The 16,892-nt window shown below is 69.9% G+C and carries 17 protein-coding genes; 9 read left to right on the top strand and 8 right to left on the bottom strand.

Annotated features, from left to right (window positions below; all coding sequences use genetic code 11):
- The first annotated feature begins 87 nt into the window (after positions 1 to 87).
- Positions 88 to 813: a hypothetical protein gene (locus PFX91_RS05640; protein ID WP_285729921.1), complete on the top strand. Its 726-nt coding sequence runs from the start codon at positions 88 to 90 to the stop codon at positions 811 to 813.
- A gap of 37 nt (positions 814 to 850) precedes the next feature.
- Complete coding sequence (locus tag PFX91_RS05635; protein WP_285729919.1) at positions 851 to 1,855, top strand: sugar phosphate isomerase/epimerase family protein; 1,005 nt, start codon at positions 851 to 853, stop codon at positions 1,853 to 1,855.
- Between the two features lie 18 nt (positions 1,856 to 1,873).
- On the opposite strand, the gene PFX91_RS05630 is transcribed toward PFX91_RS05635, so the two are convergent.
- The 3 genes from PFX91_RS05630 to PFX91_RS05620 form a co-directional block, all read right to left on the bottom strand.
- The gene (locus PFX91_RS05630; protein WP_285729917.1) at positions 1,874 to 2,119 is read right to left on the bottom strand and encodes a hypothetical protein; all 246 of its coding nucleotides are present in this window, start codon (positions 2,117 to 2,119) and stop codon (positions 1,874 to 1,876) included.
- 139 nt (positions 2,120 to 2,258) lie between these two features.
- Positions 2,259 to 2,630, bottom strand: a complete 372-nt coding sequence (locus PFX91_RS05625; protein ID WP_285730088.1) for a hypothetical protein — start codon at positions 2,628 to 2,630, stop codon at positions 2,259 to 2,261.
- 92 nt (positions 2,631 to 2,722) lie between these two features.
- Positions 2,723 to 3,217 (bottom strand): hypothetical protein, encoded by a 495-nt coding sequence (locus PFX91_RS05620; protein WP_285729916.1) that lies wholly within the window; start codon positions 3,215 to 3,217, stop codon positions 2,723 to 2,725.
- Between the two features lie 442 nt (positions 3,218 to 3,659).
- Between PFX91_RS05620 and PFX91_RS05615 the strand changes: the two genes are divergently transcribed.
- The 3 genes from PFX91_RS05615 to PFX91_RS05605 all read left to right on the top strand — a co-directional run bounded on the left by PFX91_RS05615 (position 3,660) and on the right by PFX91_RS05605 (position 6,859).
- Positions 3,660 to 4,295 (top strand): TetR/AcrR family transcriptional regulator, encoded by a 636-nt coding sequence (locus PFX91_RS05615; protein ID WP_502888251.1) that lies wholly within the window; start codon positions 3,660 to 3,662, stop codon positions 4,293 to 4,295.
- A gap of 292 nt (positions 4,296 to 4,587) precedes the next feature.
- The gene (locus tag PFX91_RS05610) at positions 4,588 to 5,436 is read left to right on the top strand and encodes an MHYT domain-containing protein (RefSeq protein WP_285729915.1); all 849 of its coding nucleotides are present in this window, start codon (positions 4,588 to 4,590) and stop codon (positions 5,434 to 5,436) included.
- A gap of 580 nt (positions 5,437 to 6,016) precedes the next feature.
- Positions 6,017 to 6,859 (top strand): MHYT domain-containing protein, encoded by an 843-nt coding sequence (locus PFX91_RS05605; RefSeq protein ID WP_285729913.1) that lies wholly within the window; start codon positions 6,017 to 6,019, stop codon positions 6,857 to 6,859.
- A 70-nt stretch (positions 6,860 to 6,929) separates the two neighbouring features.
- On the opposite strand, the gene PFX91_RS05600 is transcribed toward PFX91_RS05605, so the two are convergent.
- Positions 6,930 to 7,202 (bottom strand): MafI family immunity protein, encoded by a 273-nt coding sequence (locus PFX91_RS05600; RefSeq protein WP_285729911.1) that lies wholly within the window; start codon positions 7,200 to 7,202, stop codon positions 6,930 to 6,932.
- Between the two features lie 116 nt (positions 7,203 to 7,318).
- Here PFX91_RS05600 and PFX91_RS23225 point away from each other — a divergent pair, with 116 nt between their 5' ends.
- Positions 7,319 to 7,585 carry a hypothetical protein gene (locus PFX91_RS23225; RefSeq protein ID WP_502888250.1) on the top strand — a complete coding sequence of 89 codons (267 nt, stop codon included), beginning with the start codon at positions 7,319 to 7,321 and terminating at the stop codon, positions 7,583 to 7,585.
- Between the two features lie 146 nt (positions 7,586 to 7,731).
- Positions 7,732 to 8,844: a ribosome small subunit-dependent GTPase A gene (rsgA, locus tag PFX91_RS05595; protein WP_285729909.1), complete on the top strand. Its 1,113-nt coding sequence runs from the start codon at positions 7,732 to 7,734 to the stop codon at positions 8,842 to 8,844.
- 56 nt (positions 8,845 to 8,900) lie between these two features.
- Here rsgA and PFX91_RS05590 read toward each other — a convergent pair whose 3' ends face one another.
- Both PFX91_RS05590 and metG read right to left on the bottom strand, forming a co-directional pair.
- Positions 8,901 to 9,824, bottom strand: a complete 924-nt coding sequence (locus PFX91_RS05590) for a TatD family hydrolase (protein ID WP_285729906.1) — start codon at positions 9,822 to 9,824, stop codon at positions 8,901 to 8,903.
- 80 nt (positions 9,825 to 9,904) lie between these two features.
- Positions 9,905 to 11,722: a methionine--tRNA ligase gene (gene metG, locus PFX91_RS05585; RefSeq protein ID WP_285729904.1), complete on the bottom strand. Its 1,818-nt coding sequence runs from the start codon at positions 11,720 to 11,722 to the stop codon at positions 9,905 to 9,907.
- Between the two features lie 213 nt (positions 11,723 to 11,935).
- Here metG and PFX91_RS05580 point away from each other — a divergent pair, with 213 nt between their 5' ends.
- Together PFX91_RS05580 and secD are read left to right on the top strand one after the other, a co-directional pair.
- Positions 11,936 to 12,382: a hypothetical protein gene (locus PFX91_RS05580; protein ID WP_285730086.1), complete on the top strand. Its 447-nt coding sequence runs from the start codon at positions 11,936 to 11,938 to the stop codon at positions 12,380 to 12,382.
- 82 nt (positions 12,383 to 12,464) lie between these two features.
- Positions 12,465 to 15,092: a protein translocase subunit SecD gene (gene secD, locus PFX91_RS05575; RefSeq protein ID WP_285729902.1), complete on the top strand. Its 2,628-nt coding sequence runs from the start codon at positions 12,465 to 12,467 to the stop codon at positions 15,090 to 15,092.
- Positions 15,093 to 15,162: 70 nt separating this feature from the next.
- Here the strand turns inward: secD and PFX91_RS05570 are convergent, their stop codons facing one another.
- A complete protein-coding gene (locus PFX91_RS05570) occupies positions 15,163 to 15,825 on the bottom strand; it encodes an AIM24 family protein (protein ID WP_285729900.1) in 663 nt (220 codons plus the stop codon).
- An 84-nt stretch (positions 15,826 to 15,909) separates the two neighbouring features.
- On the bottom strand, positions 15,910 to 16,746 hold the full coding sequence (gene rsmI, locus PFX91_RS05565; protein ID WP_285730085.1) for a 16S rRNA (cytidine(1402)-2'-O)-methyltransferase: 837 nt from the start codon (positions 16,744 to 16,746) through the stop codon (positions 15,910 to 15,912).
- Between the last annotated feature and the right edge of the window lie 146 nt (positions 16,747 to 16,892).

Genomic DNA, 16,892 nt, shown 5'->3' with positions numbered 1-16,892 from the left:
CCACGTCCATCACCCCCCGCTTGGTGTCGCGCTCACCGGAAAGCGCTTGCTTAGTAGGGCGGCTCCCTCCTCGAAGGAGACGTCGCGATGTCCGAACAACACCGGTCCACCTCCGCCCCCGCTCCCCGTCCCCCCGAGGGCCTCGATCCGGTGGAGGCGACCCCGTTCACCTGGTGGCTGACCGGGATCTCCCTCGTGACGGCGGGCGCGGCCTGCGCCGCCGCCGTCTTCCTCGGTGGTGTCCACACGACGGCGGACACGCCGTCCGGAGTGGAGGTCCTGGCCTACCGACCCGATCCCGACAGGGTCGGTGAGCTCCTCGAACACGCCCGCATGGCCCACGAGGAGCTGGCCCCCGTGGTGGGGGGCATGGAGGTGTTCCTGCCCACCGACGGCTCCCACCCCTCCCTGGAGCCCGCCGAACCCTCGGTCGTCTACTCCTGGCGGACCGGGGTGCGCGAGGCCGCGGAGTACCTCGGCGAGCCGCCGGAGGGGGCCGACGCCCACGACCTCGCCCACGCGGGTCTGGTCTCCTCCGTCCGATCGCTGTCGATGTCGGTCGAGACCTACGCCCAGGCCGCCCTGGTGGAGGACGAGGACCTGCGCATGGACGTCCTCCACATCGCCATGGACCTGCGCGACCAGGCCGTCCTGTCGTGGGAGTCGGCCGCCGCGCAACTCGACATGGTCGGTGTGGACACCGGCCACGGGCCCTTCGAGCTGTACCTGGCCGAGGCCCCCGATCGAGGGCGGTCCGAACCCGACGACGGGGCCGGGACGGAAGGGGGCCCGGGGGGCGGCCACGACCACTGAGCCCGATACACACGCACCGAGCACGAAAGGCACCGACATGCCTCGACCAGTCACCCTCTTCACCGGCCAATGGGCCGACCTGCCCTTCGAGGAGGTGTGCTCCTTGGCCTCCTCCTGGGGCTACGACGGTCTGGAGATCGCCTGTTGGGGCGACCACCTCGACGTCACCCGCGCCGCGGTGGACGACGCGTACGTACGCGATCGGCTCGGCGTGCTCGAACGCCATGGCCTGGGCGTGTGGGCGATCTCCAACCACCTGCTCGGGCAGGCCGTCTGCGACGATCCGATCGACCACCGCCACCGGGACATCCTGCCCGCGCGTGTGTGGGGCGACGGGGACCCCGAGGGCGTGCGCCGGCGGGCGGCCGAGGAGATGAAGACCACCGCGCGCGCCGCGGCGAGGTTGGGCGTGTCCACGGTGGTGGGCTTCACGGGTTCGGCGATCTGGAAGTACGTGGCGATGTTCCCCCCGGTGGGCGAGGACGTCATCGAGGCCGGGTACCGGGACTTCGCCGACCGCTGGAACCCGATCCTGGACGTGTTCGACGAGGTGGGGGTGCGCTTCGCGCACGAGGTGCATCCCTCCGAGATCGCCTACGACTACTGGTCGACGCAGAAGGCCTTGGAGGCGGTGGGCCACCGTCCCGCGTTCGGACTGAACTGGGACCCCAGTCACATGGTGTGGCAGGACATCGATCCCGTCGGTTTCCTGTGGGACTTCCGGGACCGGATCTACCACGTGGACTGCAAGGACACCCGTAAGAGGGTGGGCAACGGTCGCAACGGGCGGCTGGGCTCGCACCTGCCCTGGGGTGATCCTCGACGGGGTTGGGACTTCGTCTCCACCGGTCACGGGGACGTTCCCTGGGAGGACTGTTTCCGCACCCTGAACGCGATCGGTTATCAGGGGCCCATCTCGGTGGAGTGGGAGGACGCGGGGATGGACAGACTCGTCGGCGCCGCCGAGGCGGTGGACTTCGTCCGGGCCAACGCCTACGACCCGCCGGAGTCCTCCTTCGACTCCGCCTTCGGGTCGGACTGAGCACCGCGAGGCGGCCGTCTACATCATCGGGGCGATGACCACCCGGTAGCGGCCACCGTCCGCCGTGGAGACGTCACGACGGAAGTCGTTGACCCGGTTGACCGAGCTCTGCACGGCCCCGCTGCCGAAGGCGGAGGTGTCCACGGCGGGAAGGTGCTCCTCGACGGCGCGCACGGCCTCGTCGACGGACATGGCCGTGCCCCTGCGTTCGGGGGTCACACGCAGTCCGTCGTCGGTGATACGGCTGATCACGATCCGGAACATACCGGCTCTCCCTGCGGCGTCGGGGGGCTGACACCGGCATTCTCTCCCATCGGGTCCGTCCCCGGAACCGGAAACGGTCCGGGCGCCGGGGACGGCTCGGGGCGGGGACGGAGACCTCCCGCCCCGGGCGTGGTCCCGCTCAGACCTCCAACGTCTCCTCGACGCCCTTGAGGCGGTGTCGAGCCAGGGCCAGGTTGCCCCGCGACCGGTCCAGGGCCAGGTAGAGGAAGAGCCCCTGCCCCTTACGGCTGCTGAGGGGACGGATGATGTGGTACTGGCCGGAGAGGGTGATGAGGATGTCCTCGATCGCGTCGTTGAGCCCCAACTGGTCCATGGTGCGCATCTTGGCGCGGACCACCTCGGTGTTCCCCGCGGCGGCGACCGTGAGGTCGAGCGCGTTGGTCGCGGTGAGGGTGCCCAGGGCCATTCCACTGCTGTAGTCGACCACGGCGGCGCCGATCGCCCCGTCGGTCTCCATCATTTCCTTGAGTCCGGATTCGATGTTCGGCATGTCCTTCTCTCTTCCTTGGCTACGTCTGCGCGAGGTCTTGTCGGTCATCCAGCGGCGCAGTTCCGCGGCGACACGGCGGGACGGGCGGGCGGTCATGCGGCCACCGACCGGGGTCGGTCGACGGAGAGGGTGCGCAGGGCGCTGAGGACCCGTTCCAGGACCCCGCGGTCCACGGGTGCCGCGACCCGGACGGAGGGGCGGGTGCGGTCCCCGTCACGCCGGTGCGGGCGGTCGCTCCCGCCGGAGGGCGGCGGGACCCGCACCGTGCGCGCCAGGTGACGCAGTCGCCGCAGCACGAGGGCGAGGTTGCCCTCGGAACGGCCCACGCGCACCCGCAGGCACAGGGCCGATCCCTTCAGAACGGCGAAGAGCAGGTGGTCCTCGGGCTCGGTGACGACCACCTCCTCCAGGCTCTGGGTGGCGCACAGCGGGCCCGTGTGAATGGCGCGCAGGATCGCCGACGTGTCGGCGACGCGGTCTTCGACACCGACACGGGTCAGGGTGCGCCCGTCCCTCCAGTCCACGAGGCAGACACTGCGCACCCCGGGCGTTTCGAGCATCTCCCGCAACTGCTGGTCGAAGCGCACGGCAGTCCTTTACGAAGATGGAGCCGGGTCTTCACACGGCCCACGACGAATCAGGCGGACTGTCTTTTACAGACATCTCGAGAATAGGGACCGGAGGTTCGCAGCGCAGGCTTTTCCATAATTTTCCACGTTCTTCCTGCGTAGAGGCCCTGGGACCATTCGTCGGAGAAAGAGAGGCGAACGACTCCATGCCCCCGAAGAACACTTATGCCATGGCATGGGGTTTTCAGGCCGAGAGACCCGAGAACGGCGAATCGGCACGGGCGTCACACCCTCGGAATCGGTGCCTTCCGGGTGGGTGGGGAGCCCCGGCGCACGGAGCACGGACTAGGATGGCCTCCCCACCGACCGTTCGTTAAGAAACCCTGGCGGCGGCCCGGCGTGGGCGGCCCACGCGGCCCTTCACGTGGCGGACCGCACTCACCAGGTAGATTCGACAACCGTGTCCCGACGTTCCCCAGCCGAACCAGTGTCCGCCCGCCGCGGGTCGGCGGAGCGGCGGCGCTCCGGCCGCCCCGGTCACGACGCCGACTCCGTCCTGCGCGTGGCCGCGCGCGTGTTCAACGAGCGCGGATACGACGGCACGAGCATGGAGGACCTGGCCCGTGCCCTGGGCGTGACCAAGTCGGCCATCTACCACCACGTCACCGGCAAGACCGAACTGCTGCGCCGCTCACTGGACCTGGCCTTGGACGCCCTGTTCGACGTCACCCGGGAGGAGGGCGCGACCACCGGCCCCGCCATCGACCGGCTGGAGTACGTGCTGCGCGGCAGTGTGCGGGTACTGGTGGAGGAACTGCCCCACGTGACCCTGCTGCTCCGGGTCCGCGGCAACACCGACGTGGAGAAGCACGCCCTGGAACGGCGCCGGGAGTTCGACCACCTCATCGCCGACCTGGTGCGCGAGGGCGTCTCCGACGGAGACATCCGCGCGGACGTGGATCCGGCCGTCGCCTCCCGCCTGCTGTTCGGCATGGTCAACTCGGTGGTGGAGTGGTACAAGCCCGACCGCGGCCTGGACCATCCCGAGATCGCCGACACCCTGGCCAGGATCGCCTTCTCGGGCCTGCGGGTCTGAACGGGGACGCATCGGGGAATCCCTCCACACGTCTCCCCGTCATAGGACCTCCTCCGACCGGACCCGACACCACGTGGCGGACCGAAGTCCCTGGTGGGGCGGGTGGAGTCCACGTAAAAGTTCTGTGACTTGCCTCACAATCCCTCCTCACTCTGTGTTGCATGCCCACGCCAGGCGAGTCGGGCCTGAGTTCCCTCGGGGCGTTATCGATCCGATACCGCATCAAGTGGCGACAATCTCCCTAAGATGGGCGAAACCCCCCTTTTTTAAAATCCCCCTCAGGAGTACCTCCTTGATCGACCATTTCTCCTATGGGCTTCTCACGCCCGTGATCGCCTACACGGTTTCGGTGATCGGCTCTTTCGTGGGACTGATGTTCGCCGCACGCACACGGACCGCGTCGGGTGCCACACGCTGGACCTGGTTGACGCTCGGTGCCGTATGCCTCGGTGGAACCGCCGTGTGGTCCATGCACTTCATCGCGATGCTGGGGTTCCAGATCTCCGGTGCCGTCATCCGCTACGACACGACGCTCGCCGTGGCCAGCGGACTGCTCGCCATCGCGGTCATGGGCGTGACGCTGTACCTGACCACCACCCGCCGCACCGGAGGCTCCCTGCTGCTCGGCGGGCTCATCACGGGGGTCGCCGTCGTCTCCACGCACTACACGGGCATGGCCTCGATCAACATGCACGGGGAACTGCACCACGACCCCCTGTACGGCGCACTGGCCGGAGCGGTCGCCGTGGTCGCCGCGACGATCGCCCTGTGGCTCTCCCTGCGCCTGCGGGGTGTGCCCGCGATCCTCTTGGCCTCCCTGATCATGGGCGCGGCGGTCACCGGCATGCACTACACCGGCATGATCGGCATGCACGTCACCCTGATCCCGGGCCTCCAGGCGACGCCGGTGGAGGGCGCCACGACCTCCGAACTGCTCCTGCCCCTGCTCATCGGACTGTTCGTCTTCCTGATGGTGTGCAGTCTGCTGCTGATGTTGGACGTGGACGACACCGACGCCCGCCGCGTCTCCTCCAAGGAGGACAGGGCCGCCCCCGCCGAGTCAGGGGAGGACGACGACGAGCACTACAACCCCCGGCACCGCTCCCCCGACTCCTACGACCCCTGGGAGCGCAGGAGGTGAGCGAGGCCTCGGCCTCCCCCTCACCGCACCCGCTCCCGCGAAGCTCCTCGCCGGGCGGCTCGGGAACCTCTCCGGCCGCCCGGCGCTCCTTGCCTCCGGACGTGACCACGTCGGCCGCCCACCACCGCGTCACCGCCACGACCGAGCCGTCGCGCCGCTCACCGGCCCCGGCCTCCGACGCCCTGTTCGACGTCCCCTCGCGGGAAGCGGCGACCCTCCACGCCCACGTGGCCCCGGCCGTCGCCTCCCGACCGCCGGCGATCGTCTTCCCGGCCCCGCGTGCCCGCCCCGAGGGGCCCTCGGGGCGTCCCCGCCCCTCCCGTCTCCCACGAGACGCCCCCGGCCGCGCGTTCCACGGTGGTCGGCCCCGACGTCCCCGGGGATTCGGGCGGAGAACACCTGGTGAGCGCAGTGATGTCACCCACATACACCCCCTCACCCTGCGTCGCATCCCTTAGGGGGCAAGCCGAGCCCGACCCCCCTTCCGAGCGTTACCGACGCGATGTATTCCCAGGTGACGGCGTCCTCCCTAAGATGAGCCGCACCCCTCTCTTTTGGAAATCCCCCAGGGAGTGCCACCGTGGTCGACCATTTCGCCTACGGATTCCTCACACCGGCGATCGCTTACGCGGTCTCCGTCATCGGTGCCTTCGTAGGACTGATGTTCACCGCACGAGCCCGTAACGCCTTCGGCGTCGCGCGCTGGACATGGCTGACGCTCAGCGCGGTGTGCATCGGTGGAACCGCCGTGTGGTCCATGCACTTCATCGCGATGCTGGGGTTCCAGGTCTCCGGCGCCTCCATCCGCTACGACACCGCGCTCACCGTGGCCAGTGGACTGCTCGCCATCGCGGTCATGGGCGTGGCCCTGTACATGACCATCAACCGCCGCACACGCGGCGCGCTGCTTCTGGGCGGAGCCATCGCGGGACTCGGCATCGTCTCCATGCACTACATGGGCATGGCCTCGATCAACATGCACGGGGACATGCACCACGACCCCCTGTACGTCGGACTGGCCGGTGTGATCGCCGTGGTGGCCGCGACGGTCGCCCTGTGGTTCTCCCTGCGTCTGAAGGGCATTCCCGCGACCCTCGCCGCCTCCCTGATCATGGGCGTGGCGGTCAGCAGCATGCACTACACCGGCATGATCGGCGTGGACGTCACCATGCACTCGGACTCGCACGCCACGCAGGTCGAGGGAGCCGCGGCGTCCGAGCTGCTCCTGCCGCTGGTGATCGGGTTGTTCGTCTTCCTGATGGTGTGCAGCCTGTTGCTGATGTTGGGCGTGGACGACACCGGTGCGCGCCGTCCCTCCCGTGCGGCGGGCAGGGCCGCCCCGTCCACTCCGGCGTCGCAGGAAGGCGACGAGCGCTACGACCCCCGACACCGTTCCCCCGGCGCCTGGGAGCGCAGAAGGTGAGCCGGCTCCCGGCCTCCCCTCTCCACCACGTCCGCCCCCGCCGGGGTCCTCGCCGGACGGTCGGGGCCCCTCACCCGACGACCTGATCCGCGATCGCCTCCACGAGTTCCTCGGTTCCCAGGCCCTTCGATCCCACTTCCCTCGCCATCGCCACGAGCCGTCCGTGGTAGGACGGACTCACCGAGAGATCGTCCTCGTGTATCCACGAGCACAGGGTGTCGAGGGCGAGGGCGTACTCGCCGGCGACCAGGAAGTCCTCCACGTCCTCGATCACACGGGGGTCGGTCAGGGGCGAGTCCGACAACAGACGTCCGATCTCACCTCGACACCGCGTCCAGTCCATGACCGGATGGTCTCACCGCCCCACCGGCGGGGGAACTCCGTACCCGGCCATGCAAGGCCCCTCCCGGCACCATCCGCCACTATGGGCCCCTTCCACAACCCCCTGGCGTCCACGCGATGAACGGGCGCGGACGGATCCACCACGATCCCCTGTACGTCGCACTGTCCTGTGCCGTCGCACCGGTGGCGGCGACCACCGTCCTGTGGTGCGCCTTCCGTCTCCACGGACTCGGGGCCGTCTCGGTCGCCTCCGTGAGGGTGGCGGTCGCGGCCACGTCCACGCACCACCTGGGCATGACGGACGCCGACGACGTGTGGAGACCACGGCGCCGAGTCGGCCCACGGCGGGAAAACCGGTGGCGTGGGCGGGACGGGCGGTTCTAGGATCACCTGAACGAAACGGCCGCCCCACGACGACGAGGAGGGAGACCATGCCCGTCCACGATCCGCACCCCGCCTTCCCGACCATCCGCGAGCCCTGAGAGCACGAGGCGGAATCCTCGTAGGGCTCACCTCACAGAGAGCCCGTCGTGAGCACGTACGACAACACAAGAGCAGCACTTCCCCATCCGCTGTCCCCACTGGGGTGGGACCACCGTGTCGAGGTCGCCTTCGACACCGTCGCCGCCGCAGCCTCCCACCCCCTCGTTCCCGCGCGGGTGGCCTCCTCACGCCGTGGCGCGGCCGTGGTCCACCTCCCCGAGGAGACGACCGCCGAGTACGCGCCCGCCGTCCTCAAGGCCGCACGGGCCGACCCCTCCAGCGCCCCCTGTAGCGGTGACTGGGTCGCGTTGCGGCGCTCGGGGGACGCCTGGCTCGTCGAGGCCGTCCTGGAACGCGCCGGTCTGCTGGTCCGTCAGGGCGTGGCCAAGGACTCCCACGACCAGGTACTGGCCGCCAACGTCGACGCGGTCCTCATCTGCGAGGCCGCCGACCAGGGACCCAACGTGGGACGCCTGGAACGCTTTCTGAGCCTGGCCTGGGCGAGCGGCGCGACCCCGGTCGTGGCCGTGACCAAGGCCGAACTGGCCGGAGACCGACTGCCGGAGGTGGTCGAACTCGTCGAGACGGTGGCCGTGTCCGTCGACGTGCACGCCGTCAGCGCGCACACCGGTCTCGGGTTGGAGCGATTGTCCGCCCGTTTCCTGCCTCGCACCACCTGGGTGCTTCTGGGAACCTCCGGCGCGGGCAAGTCCAGTCTGGTCAACGCGGTGGCCGGACGCACACTGATGGACACCGGACGGATCCGTCAGGACGGACGGGGACGGCACACCACCACCCACCGCAGTCTCCTACGGATGCCCGGCGGCGCACTGCTCCTGGACATCCCCGGGGTACGGCGCGTCGACGTACCCGGCGGGGAGGAGGGCGTGGACCGGGCCTTCACCGACGTCCGGGAACTCGCCGAGCGGTGCCGCTTCCGCGACTGCGCGCACGGCGACGAACCCGGCTGCGCGGTCACCGCCGCGGTCGACGAGGGAGAGCTGGACGCCCGGCGCCTGGAACGCTGGCACAGGCTCCGACGCGAGGCCGAGTGGAACCGGTCCCGCGGCGACGCGCGCCTGCGCGCGGAGCGCAAGAAGGAGTGGAGGAGGGCGGACCGGCGGGCAAAGGAGAACGCCTGGCGCAAACGCGGCCTGTGAGCCGGTGAGCGATCTCCTCGGGGTGCCCCGCCCGGGTCATGGGAGGGGCACCCGGGTCAGAAGCCGAAGGCCCGCCGTGCGTTGCCCGCGATGATCCTGGCCAGCTCGTCCTCCTCCATGCCCTTGACCTCGGCCAGCGCCCGCAGCGTGTGCGGGACGAGGTAGGGCGCGTTGGGGCGCCCCCGGTAGGGCCTGGGGGTCAGGAACGGTGCGTCGGTCTCCACCAGCATCAGCTCCGCCGGGGCCACCGCGGCCGCCTGGCGCAGGGATTCGGCGGTGGCGAAGGTGACGTTGCCCGCGAAGCTCATGAAGTAGCCGTGCTCGGCGCACACCTTGGCCATGTCGGCGTCCCCGGAGAAACAGTGGAAGACCACCCTGTCCGGTGCCCCCTCCTCCTCCAGGACCCGCAGCACGTCCTCGTGGGCCTCACGGTCGTGGATCATCACGGCCTTGCCGTGGCGTTCGGCGATGGCGATGTGACGGCGGAACGACTCCTCCTGCGCCCGTGCGCCCTCGGGGCCGGTGCGGAAGGTGTCCATGCCGGTCTCACCGACCGCCACCACCTGAGGCAGTGCCGCGAGTTCGTCGATCCCGGCCAGGGCCTCCTCCAACGCGGCCCCTCCCCCGGCCGCGCGGGCCTTGCCCGCCCAGTCGGTGTCGTCGACCTCCACACCGGACGCGCCGTCGCCGTGCACGATACGCGGTGCCTCGTTGGGGTGCAGCGCCACGGCCGCCCACACCTTCCCCGGATGTGCCGAGGCGACCTCCGTCGCCCACCTGGACGAGGGGAGGTCCACGCCCACCTGCACGAGCGGGGTCACGCCGACGCTCTCGGCGGCGGCGATGATCTCCTCCACCTCCGGGGTCTGCATGTCCATGTGGGTGTGACTGTCCGCCACCGGGACCCGCAGGGGCTCGGGTACCGGCGGGAGCGTTCGACTGTTGCGCTCCCGCACCGCTCTCCCGCTGCGCTTGCCCATGTTCACGTCCCTCCACGAAGGCGCGCCGACGGGCGGTGTGCCCGTCGGCGCGGTCGTTGTGCCTCTCGGTGCCCGAGGTCCTACCCGACGGCCTCTTCCAGGCGGGCCAGTTCCTCGTCCACCACCGACTGGTCGAGCTTGACGAACAGCGGCTCGGGCCGACTGAGCGGGGTTCCGGGCACGATCGGCCTGGACTCCCAGCGCGCCACGTCGTCGGCGTAGTTCCCGGTGATCACCGGGTAGTCCACGGCCTCCCGCGAACCGCCGATGGTGTCGTGTCCGGTCTCAAGACGGGGCATGCCCGTCCAGGTGCCCTCTCCGCCGAGCATCGCGTGCACCTTGTTCGCCGACGCGGGCAGGTACGGGGTGAGCAGCGTGTTGGCGTCCTGCACCAACTGGAGGGCCACGTGCAGCACGGTGGCCATCCGCTCCGGGTCGGTCTTCTTCAGCGCCCACGGGGCCTGGTCGGAGATGTACTTGTTGGCCTCGGCCACGGTGCGCATGGCCTCCTGGAGGCCGGCCTTGAACTGGGATCGCTCCAGCCGCTCACCGACCCTGTCGAAGGCCGCCTTGGAGTCGGCCAGCACCCTGCGGTCCTCGTCCGTCAGTTCGCCCGCGGCGGGGATCTCGCCCAGGTTCTTGGCCGCCATCGAGATCGAGCGGTTGACCAGGTTCCCCCAGGCCGCGACCAGCTCGTCGTTGTTGCGGCGCACGAACTCGGCCCAGGTGAAGTCGGTGTCCTGCGTCTCGGGTCCGGCGGCCATGATGTAGTAGCGCAACGCGTCGGCCGAGTAGCGCCGGAGGAAGTCGCGCACGTAGATCACCACGCTGCGCGAGGAGGAGAACTTGCGTCCCTCCATGGTGAGGAACTCGCTGGAGACCACCTCGGTGGGCACGTTGAGCCTGCCCAGTGGCCCGGGTTCCCCACCCCGGTCGCCCTCACCGTCGACTCCCAACAGGATCGCGGGCCACACGACCGAGTGGAAGACGATGTTGTCCTTGCCCATGAAGTAGTAGGACCGGGCGTCCTCGCCCTGCCACCAGCGACGCCACGCCTCGGGTTCGCCGATGCGCGCGGCCCACTCGATGGACGCCGACAGGTAGCCGATGACCGCGTCGAACCACACGTACAGGCGCTTGTTGTCGTTGTCGCTCCACCCCTCCAACGGGATGGGCACGCCCCAGTTGAGGTCGCGGGTGACCGCGCGGGGCTGGAGGTCCTCCACCAGGTTCAAGGAGAACCTGAGCACGTTGGGCCGCCAGTCGCCCTCCTTGCCCTTGAGCCAGGTCGTGAGGACGTCGGCGAAGGCCGGAAGGTCCAGCATGAAGTGCTCGGTGTCGACGAACTCCGGCGTCTCGCCGTTGATCCGCGAGCGGGGCGAGACCAGGTCGATGGGGTCGAGCTGGTTGCCGCAGTGGTCGCACTGGTCGCCGCGCGCGCCGTCGTACCCACAGATCGGGCAGATGCCCTCGATGTAGCGGTCGGGGAGCGTGCGGCCGGTGGAGGGGGAGACCGCGCCCTTGGTCGTGCGGGTGAAGACGTACCCGTTCTCGTACAGCGTGGTGAACAGCTGTTGGGCGACGGCGTAGTGGTTGCCGGTGGTGGTGCGGGTGAACAGGTCGTAGGACAGACCCAGCCCCACCAGGTCCTCGGCGATGATCCGGTTGTAGCGGTCGGCCAGTTCGCGGGCGCTCACGCCCTCCTGGTCGGCCAGCACCTGGACCGGGGTGCCGTGTTCGTCGGTACCGCTGACCATCAGCACGTGGTTGCCCGACATTCGCTGGTAGCGGGAGAAGACGTCGGAGGGGACTCCGAAGCCGGACACGTGACCGATGTGGCGCGGTCCGTTGGCGTAGGGCCAGGCGACCGCGGTCAGGATGTGACGATTCGACGACATGCTCCAAGCCTAAAGGGGACGGCGGCCTGTCGCGCACCCCTGTGCCCCTCCCCGGCCCGGACCCGAACGGAGATGGCGCGCAATTCGGAACCGAAAGGACATTCCCGAAGGCTTGCCGTCACCCGTATGCTCTGCTGGACGAGATGTGCGCGACCGGGACACGTGATGACGGACGACGTCCTCTCCCGGCCCCTACCCGAGGCGGTGGTCACCATGGTCGGCGGTGCCCTGAACCGCCCTGCCCTGCACACCGCCGCGTTGTTGACCAGCGTGGTGCTCCTCGTCGTCCTGTCCTTCCCCGTCGCCTCCGGCGGCGAGCGTACGGCCGACTCCGCCCTGCCCTCGCACGGCCTGTTCAGCGCCCCCGCGCACGAGCGGGACCGGACCGCGGAACAGGAGCGGATGACCCCGCGCGAACGCGCGGACCTGGCCATGGCCCCGATGGTGACCGTCGGACCGCCCGCCTCCACCTGTGACCAACGTCCGGTGTTGCGCGACCTTCCCGACGCGGTGCCCGCCTGCGCTCTGCGTCTGGCGGTGTGGGACCAACCCTGGTGGCCTCTGCCTCCCCCGACCTCCGACCCCGCTCCCGAACAGGTCGCCCTCGGGGAGCTGCCGCCGACACGGGCTCCCCCTCTCACGGCGAACACCGCCATCTGACCACCCCGGAACGCACCCCCCGCCCGGCCCGTCCGGGCATGCGCCGGGACCATCCGTATTCGCAGTGAGAGGTACCTACCCCTTGTCCAGTCACACGGGAGCAGGAGCGCGCTGGACACGCGCGCTCGTCTCCCTTCTCGTCATCCTCGTCGCGTTCGGCGCGGCGTGGTTCATCCCGCCGCGTCTGGGGCTCGACCTCAGCGGCGGCACACAAATCGTCCTGGAGACCCAGGACGGCCCCGACGGAACGTCCGCCAACGCGGAGAACACCGACAAGGTCGTGGAGGTGTTGCGCCAGCGCATCGACCGCTTGGGCGTGTCCGAGGCGACCATGTCCCGTTCGGGTGAGAACCGGATCATCGTCGAGCTGCCCGGTGTGCAGGACCCGGCGGAGGCCGCGCAGATCGTCGGCCAGACCGCCCAGCTGTCCTTCCACCCTGTGCTCGGCGTGGGAGAGCAGGGAGGCCAGGGCGTCCAGGCCCCGGGGGCGGGCGGCGACTTCGCCAACGCCCCGCAGGGCGAGGCCGACGAGGCCAGGCCCCCCGCCGACGCGGAGGGCGGGGACGAAGGCGGCGAGGGCGGCGGCGAGGAGATGACGCCCGAGCAGATGGAGGAACTCCTGGGCGGCCAGGGCGGCCCCTCCGCCGAGAACCCCGAAGACGTCGTGATGACGCTTCCGGACCAGGACGGCACGCCCTTGCAGCTGGGCGAGATCGCGATCCGGGGCGACCAGGTCTCCAGCGCCGAGGCGGCCCTGGACAACGTCAACCGCACCCAGTGGACGGTCAACGTCAACTTCCGTGGCGAGGGCCGTCAGCAGTGGACCCAGTTGACCGCCGACGCGGCCTGCTACCAACAGGGCGACCCGCGCCGTCGGGTGGCGATCGTGCTGGACGAGCAGATCATCTCCGCACCGGAGGTCAACCCGGAGTTCGCCTGTGACGTGGGCATGCCGGGCGGGTCCACCGTCATCACCAGCCCCTCCTTCACCAGTGAGACCGCGAGCGAGTTGGCGGTGCTGATCGAGGGCGGTTCGCTGCCGCTGCCCGTCACCGAGGTCCAGCGTCAGACTGTCGGCCCGACCCTCGGCGCCGCCGCGATCCAGGCCAGCGCCATCGCCGCCGTCCTGGGCCTGGCCTTCACCGCCCTGTACATCACGCTGGTCTATCGTCTGGTCGGTTTCCTGGCCTCGGTCGCGCTGGCGTTCTACACACTGATCGCCTACGGGGCGCTGGTGGCCATCAACGCCACACTGACCCTGCCGGGCCTGGCGGGTTTCGTGTTGGCGATCGGTATGGCCATCGACGCCAACGTGCTGATCTTCGAACGTGCGCGTGAGGAGTACCAGCGCCAGTCGAAGGTCTACGAGGCGAACAAGTCCGCGGGCATGCAGGAGGCCACCGAGGACGAGGCCGCCAAGGCCGAGACCGGGGCGCTCGCCCGACGTCGCCGTCGGGCCATCCCGCCGAACCTGGAGAAGGCGTTCGTGGAGGGCTCCCGCAAGGCGTGGAGCGCGGTCCTGGACACCAACGTCACCACCCTCATCGCCGCGGCGCTGCTGTTCTTCTTCGCCTCGGGAACGGTCCAGGGCTTCGGTGTGACCCTGAGCATCGGTACCGTCGTCTCGATGTTCTCCGCGCTGATCATCGCGCGCGTGTTCGTCGAATGGGCGGTGCGCCGCTCGGTCATCCGCAAGCATCCGGCGATCAGCGGTCTGAACAGGATCGGTGGGGTCCGGAGCTGGCTGGTCGCGAAGAACCCCGACCTGATGAAGCACCGGAGCAAGGGCCTGATCGTGGCCGCCCTGATCGTGGCCGCGGCGATCGCCGCGCCGCTGGTCCGCGACACCAACCTGGGCGTGGAGTTCACCGGCGGCCGGGTGCTGGAGTACGAGATCACCGGCGGCGAGGCCGTCTCGGTGGACGAGGCCCGCGAGATCATCGCCGGACTCGACTTCCCGGGATCGGACACCGCCGTGGTGCAGGAGTCCGGTGACGGCGACCTCGCGGTGCGCACCGGCAACATCTCCGACGACGAGGCGGCCGGTATCACCGACGCCCTGGACGAGGCCACCGGTGGCGTGGAGATGGTCAGCGACGAGCTGATCGGTCCGAGCATGGGCGAGGAGTTGCGCAACCGGGCCCTGATCGCGTTGGGCGCCGCGCTCGCCCTCCAGATGATCTACCTGGCCTGGCGTTTCCGCTGGTCGTTCGGTGTCTCCACCATGCTGTCGCTGGCGTTCAACCTGGTCCTGGTGATCGGTCTGTTCGTCTGGTGGGGCAAGCCGATCGACGGGGTGTTCCTCGCCGCGCTGCTGAGCGTCATCGGTTTCACCGTCAACGACACGGTGGTGGTGTTCGACCGGGTGCGCGACGAGTGGGCCCGGGACGAGAAGTCGAAGTTCGGCGAGATCGCCAACCGTGCGGTGCTCAACACCCTGCCGCGTACCGTCAACACCTCGGTGGGCGCGCTGATCATCCTGGGCTTCCTGACCTTCTTCGGAGGGTCCTCGCTCCAGGACTTCTCCATCGCGATGCTGGTCGGTCTGACCACGGGTGTGCTGTCCACGGTGTTCGTCGCCGTCCCGCTGTCCATCTGGTTGCAGAAGTGGGATCGGACCGACCCGCCGCACGTGCTCAAGGAGCGCAAGGCCAAGCAGAGGGTGGCCGCCAAGGCCGCCCGCGAGGCCGACGACGGCGCGGTCGTGTGACGACCGCCTGACGGTGTCGGGCCCCGGGGACGCGAGGTGTGCGACCCCGGGGCCCTCCTCGTGTGCCGGGTCAGGCGTCCTGGGCGTGCGCGGGGGCGCCCTCGGAGGCCTGCACCATGACGAATCCCTTTCCCTCGAAGGAGAGCTGGACGGCCTCGCCGCTGCCCCTGCCGATGAGTGCCCCGACCTTCGCCGTACGCCGCACCCCCGTGCGCAGTGAGGTGGACCAGGCGACCGCGGAGTCGGTGTCGACGAAGGTCGGCCGGTCCACGTCGATCAGCACGGGGGTGCCGTGGCAGGCGATGGCCACCCTGCCCCGCCCCTCGAAGACCGTGTTGAACAATCCACCGCTGAGCATGCCCGCTCCCTCGATCCGGCGGATGTCCCAGCTCAGCCCGCTCTCGAAGGCCAGGACGTTCTCCCCGCTGACCGTGAGCCGTTCGTCCTCCAGATCCACCAGGTGCACGTCCCAGGCGTCGCGGGCCAGGAACACGTCCCCCTGTCCGGAGACACGCATCAGCGGCAGCCCTTCACCCGTGAGGGCCTTCTTGAAGAACCTGCCGACGCCGCCGGCCCCCTCGTAGGAGAAGTCGACCCGGCCCTGGTAGGCGACCATGGAGCCCTGCCGTGCGAGGAACTCCCCGTCCAGACCCACCCGGAGCATCTTGTTGTTCTGCAAGTGCATCCCCGGTCGACTGTTCTCCCGGGCCTGCTGAAAAAGCTCGCTTCTCATGTGTCGATCCTCCTCCAAGGCCGGCCCGCCCTCCCGAGGGGACGCACCGTCCGGTACAAGGTCTCCTCGGAGTCCCCGCCGTGCTCAATCGGCGGACGTGATCCCGTGCACCAGGTCGTAGACACGCCGTTTGGGGACCCCGCTCCGCTTGGCCACACGGGTGATCGCCTCCTTACGCCGCAGGCCCTCCCCCTCCAACTCCGAGACCGCGACCAGGAGCGCCTCGTCGTCGGTCTCCTCCGGGCGCCGGCGGGCGCCCTCCACGACGATGGAGATCTCGCCCCGTACCCCCTCGGCGGCCCACCCCGCCAGCTCCCCGAGGCCTCCGCGGCGCACCTCCTCGTAGGTCTTGGTGAGCTCACGGCAGACCGCGGCGCGTCGGTCGGCGCCGAAGGCCTCGGCCATCGCCTCCAGGGTGGCCGCGACACGGTGCGGGCTCTCGAAGAACACCATCGTGCGGCGTTCCGCGGCCAGGTCCGCCAGGTGTCCGGCCAGGCCCTTACGGGGCGGAAAGCCCTCGAAACAGAAGCGGTCGGTGGGCAGGCCCGAGAGCACGAGCGCGGTGGTCACCGCGGACGGCCCCGGAATGGCGGTCACCGGGATGTCCTCCCGCGCGCAGGCCGAGACCAGGCGATACCCCGGGTCCGACACGCCGGGCATTCCGGCGTCGGTGACGACCAGCACGTCGCGCCCGTCCCTCAGCTCGGCGAGGAGTTCGTCGGTGCGGCGGTCCTCGTTGGCGTCGTAGTAGGACACCACGCGCGCGCCCTCGGCTCCCCCCAGGCGCACGTCCGCGCGAGAGGCGAACTGGCGTAGTCTGCGTGTGTCCTCGGCCGCGATGACGCGTGCGTCCTCCAACGCGCGCAGCAGCCTGGGAGGCGCGTCGTCCAGGTTCCCGATGGGCACACCGGCGAGTGTCAGGGTCCCCGCCGCCCTCGCACCAGCTTCACCCTCAAGCACTGTGATCCCCGTCCTGTCGCGCTACGGTGGGCTCTGTCGCGCCACCCGAAATCTCCGCGGGCCGTCCGTGACGGACGACCATCTCCGACCCCAACCTACGAGCCGAG

Source organism: Nocardiopsis sp. ATB16-24 (assembly GCF_030271535.1).
Lineage (GTDB): Bacteria > Actinomycetota > Actinomycetes > Streptosporangiales > Streptosporangiaceae > Nocardiopsis.
The sequence above is the reverse complement of the archived record's forward strand: the minus strand, read 5'-3'. Positions and strand labels throughout refer to the sequence as shown.

Excerpts from the sequence above, each read along its gene's own strand:
- PFX91_RS05590 (WP_285729906.1), bottom strand. The coding sequence starts at position 9,824 with ATGGGCAAGCGCAGCGGGAGAGCGGTGCGGGAGCGCAACAGTCGAACG.
- PFX91_RS05630 (WP_285729917.1), bottom strand. The coding sequence starts at position 2,119 with ATGTTCCGGATCGTGATCAGCCGTATCACCGACGACGGACTGCGTGTG.
- PFX91_RS05580 (WP_285730086.1), top strand. The coding sequence starts at position 11,936 with ATGGTCGGCGGTGCCCTGAACCGCCCTGCCCTGCACACCGCCGCGTTG.
- PFX91_RS05570 (WP_285729900.1), bottom strand. The coding sequence starts at position 15,825 with ATGAGAAGCGAGCTTTTTCAGCAGGCCCGGGAGAACAGTCGACCGGGG.
- PFX91_RS23225 (WP_502888250.1), top strand. The coding sequence starts at position 7,319 with ATGAACGGGCGCGGACGGATCCACCACGATCCCCTGTACGTCGCACTG.
- PFX91_RS05625 (WP_285730088.1), bottom strand. The coding sequence starts at position 2,630 with ATGCCGAACATCGAATCCGGACTCAAGGAAATGATGGAGACCGACGGG.
- PFX91_RS05640 (WP_285729921.1), top strand. The coding sequence starts at position 88 with ATGTCCGAACAACACCGGTCCACCTCCGCCCCCGCTCCCCGTCCCCCC.
- metG (WP_285729904.1), bottom strand. The coding sequence starts at position 11,722 with ATGTCGTCGAATCGTCACATCCTGACCGCGGTCGCCTGGCCCTACGCC.
- PFX91_RS05600 (WP_285729911.1), bottom strand. The coding sequence starts at position 7,202 with ATGGACTGGACGCGGTGTCGAGGTGAGATCGGACGTCTGTTGTCGGAC.
- PFX91_RS05635 (WP_285729919.1), top strand. The coding sequence starts at position 851 with ATGCCTCGACCAGTCACCCTCTTCACCGGCCAATGGGCCGACCTGCCC.